This window comes from Mycobacterium sp. (assembly GCF_019247615.1).
Lineage (GTDB): Bacteria > Actinomycetota > Actinomycetes > Mycobacteriales > Mycobacteriaceae > Mycobacterium.
In genome coordinates this window covers 1-2840 of sequence record NZ_JAFBAT010000024.1, presented here as the reverse complement: position 1 = coordinate 2840, position 2840 = coordinate 1, and the positions used below count along the sequence as shown (strand labels likewise).

The 2840-nt window shown below is 66.1% G+C and carries 4 protein-coding genes and 1 pseudogene; 2 read left to right on the top strand and 3 right to left on the bottom strand.

Translation table 11 applies throughout. The features are described from left to right. Positions 1-247: pseudogene (gene trmI, locus JO059_RS01660) on the top strand (tRNA (adenine(58)-N(1))-methyltransferase TrmI); the annotation flags it as partial. On the opposite strand, the gene JO059_RS01655 reads toward trmI, so the two are convergent. From JO059_RS01655 to JO059_RS01645, 3 genes are read right to left on the bottom strand one after another with little or no spacing between them, the layout of a single operon-like run. After that, positions 248-541, bottom strand: a complete 294-nt coding sequence (locus JO059_RS01655) for a DUF503 family protein (protein ID WP_293314246.1) — start codon at positions 539-541, stop codon at positions 248-250. Positions 542-546: 5 nt separating this feature from the next. Then, a complete protein-coding gene (locus JO059_RS01650; protein ID WP_293314244.1) occupies positions 547-1155 on the bottom strand; it encodes a hypothetical protein in 609 nt (202 codons plus the stop codon). A 14-nt stretch (positions 1156-1169) separates the two neighbouring features. Then, entirely contained in the window at positions 1170-1310 is a 141-nt protein-coding gene (locus JO059_RS01645) for a hypothetical protein (protein ID WP_293314242.1), read from the bottom strand. A 165-nt stretch (positions 1311-1475) separates the two neighbouring features. Between JO059_RS01645 and arc the strand changes: the two genes are divergently transcribed. Beyond that, on the top strand, positions 1476-2840 hold a 1365-nt coding region (gene arc / locus JO059_RS01640), incomplete at its 3' end, for a proteasome ATPase (RefSeq protein WP_293314240.1).

The window sequence follows — 2840 nt, the reverse complement described above, 5'->3', positions numbered from 1 at the left end:
GATCATTTACGTGGCGACCGTCACTCAGCTGTCGCGGGCAGTGGAGGCCGTGCGGGATCAGCGCTGCTGGACCGAACCGCGGGCGTGGGAGACGCTGCAGCGCGGCTGGAACGTTGTCGGCCTGGCCGTTCGTCCGCAGCACTCCATGCGCGGGCATACCGCGTTCCTGGTCTGTGCGCGACGGCTCGCCCCCGGCGCCGTGGCGCCGGCGCCGCTGGGTCGCAAACGCCAGGGCCGCGACGGCTGACTAGTCGTCGCTGCGGCCCAGGCCCCGCCGCACCGACAGCAGCTCGAACTCCGGACGCGCTGCTACCAGGCGCTCCGCCGCGTCGAGCACGTCCACGGCATGGGCTCGGTCGCCGGACGCAATGGCCACGCCGACGAACGCTCGTCGATACATTTCCTGGGACCCGGTCTCGGCCGCCGACACACTGAACTTGCGCTGCAACTCCGAGATCAGCGGGCGGATCACCGACCGCTTCTGCTTGAGTGACCGCACGTCTCCCAGTAGCACGTCGAACTCGAGCCAGCCGATCCACATCGGACTCAGCCCGGGGGAGTCGTAGACGGTGCCGGCGGGGGGCTCGACTCGGGAACCGGGACCTGCGCCGGGCCCGGGTTGGGCGCCGTCGCCGTTGGTGGGTTGCCCAGGGACAGCAGCATTTCCGCGGTCCGCCGGGATAACTGCCAACACCCGGGCGCGGGCGAGCAGGGCGTGAACTCCATCGGGAAGGTGAAGTTGCGGTTGTTCGCCTGCGAGGTGGTCACGCTGATCGTGGCCGTCACATTCGACGGATTCTTGTCCGACCAGGCGATGTTGTTCGCCGCGAAGGTCATCGGCAGGTAGCCGTTGTCCCGCAAGGCGCTGATGAATTTGTCCAGCGTGCCAGCGTTTTCGGGGTTTGCGCCCTCGACGAGGTTCAGCTTGTTGATCCCCGGAACGTTCGGATCCGCGAGCCGGTTCAACACGTCGATGAGGGCCTCGGGCGCCGGCAGGGGCGCGGCCGGGGGAGCAGCGACGATGAGTGGGCTGGAGGTGGGATGTGCCGCCGACGGGGAGGACTGCACAACCCTCGGTGGGTGGTGCGAACATCCCGAAAGCCCGAGCGCGACCGCGGCGGCGGCGCTCAGCGCAACGGACAGGTGTCGCAGCATCCGGTCAGATGCGGCTAGGCGTGCAAGCGCGCGGCGTTGATGACGGCTGCGGTGTGATCAACAGCTGCGGGGAACGTCACACCGGCAGCGCCGGCTCCGGCCATGGCGATGCCGCAAAGGGCGGCAAGGTCGTTGGCAAGGCTTTTTGCGGTCACGGTGTCCTTACGGGGCGCTTTCGATCAGCCCGATTCGTGGCCGAGATTACCAGCGTGACGAAAAACTTAACTTTTCGTGGGTATTTGACTACGCACACGAATCGGCGATCGCCGGTAGCGTTGGAGTATTCACCGCATCACTTCGGGGCGGGAAAGGAGCGCAACATGGGTGACTCAGAGCGTTCTGAAGCATTCCGTAACCCTCGTGAACCTGGCATGTCCAGCGGCGACGCTGCCGAATTGGAACAATTACGCCGAGAGGCAGCGGTGCTGCGCGAGCAACTCGAGCATGCGGTCGGGTCGCATGGTGCCAGCCGCTCGGCGCGCGACGTGCACCAACTCGAAGCCCGTATCGACTCCCTCGCGGCCCGCAATTCCAAGTTAATGGAAACTCTTAAAGAAGCCCGTCAGCAACTGTTAGCGCTGCGCGAGGAAGTCGACCGGCTCGGACAGCCACCGAGTGGCTACGGCGTCCTGCTGTCCGCGCACGACGACGAAACGGTCGATGTCTTCACGTCGGGTCGCAAGATGCGCCTGACGTGCTCGCCGAACATCGACGTGGGCGTTCTCCGGAAGGGCCAGACGGTCCGGCTCAACGAGGCGCTGACCGTCGTCGAGGCCGGCATGTTCGAATCCGTCGGCGAGATCTCGACGCTTCGCGAGGTGTTGGCGGACGGTCACCGCGCCCTGGTCGTCGGCCACGCCGACGAGGAACGGATCGTCTGGCTCGCCGAGCCGCTGGTCGCCGAGGACCTGCCGGACGGCGTTCCCGACGCGCTCAACGACGACACCAAGCCCCGCAAGCTGCGCCCGGGTGACTCACTGCTGGTCGACACCAAAGCCGGCTACGCGTTCGAGCGCATCCCCAAGGCCGAGGTCGAAGACCTGGTGCTAGAAGAGGTGCCCGATGTCAGCTACCAGGACATCGGTGGTCTGACCCGCCAGATCGAGCAGATCCGCGACGCCGTCGAGTTGCCGTTCCTCCACAAGGAGCTGTACCGGGAGTACATGCTGCGCCCGCCCAAGGGCGTGTTGCTGTACGGCCCGCCCGGCTGTGGCAAGACCCTGATCGCCAAGGCGGTGGCCAACTCGCTGGCCAAGAAGATGGCCGAGGTGCGCGGCGACGATGCCCGCGAGGCGAAGTCGTACTTCCTCAACATCAAAGGCCCCGAGCTGCTCAACAAGTTCGTCGGCGAGACCGAACGCCACATCCGGTTGATCTTCCAGCGGGCCCGCGAGAAGGCGTCCGAAGGAACGCCGGTGATCGTGTTCTTCGACGAGATGGACTCCATCTTCCGCACGCGTGGCACCGGGGTCTCCTCCGATGTCGAGACCACCGTGGTTCCGCAGCTGCTGAGCGAGATCGACGGTGTGGAGGGACTGGAGAACGTCATCGTGATCGGCGCCTCCAACCGTGAGGACATGATCGACCCCGCGATCCTGCGGCCCGGGCGTCTCGACGTGAAGATCAAGATCGAGCGCCCGGACGCCGAGGCGGCGCAGGACATCTTCTCCAAGTACCTGACCGAG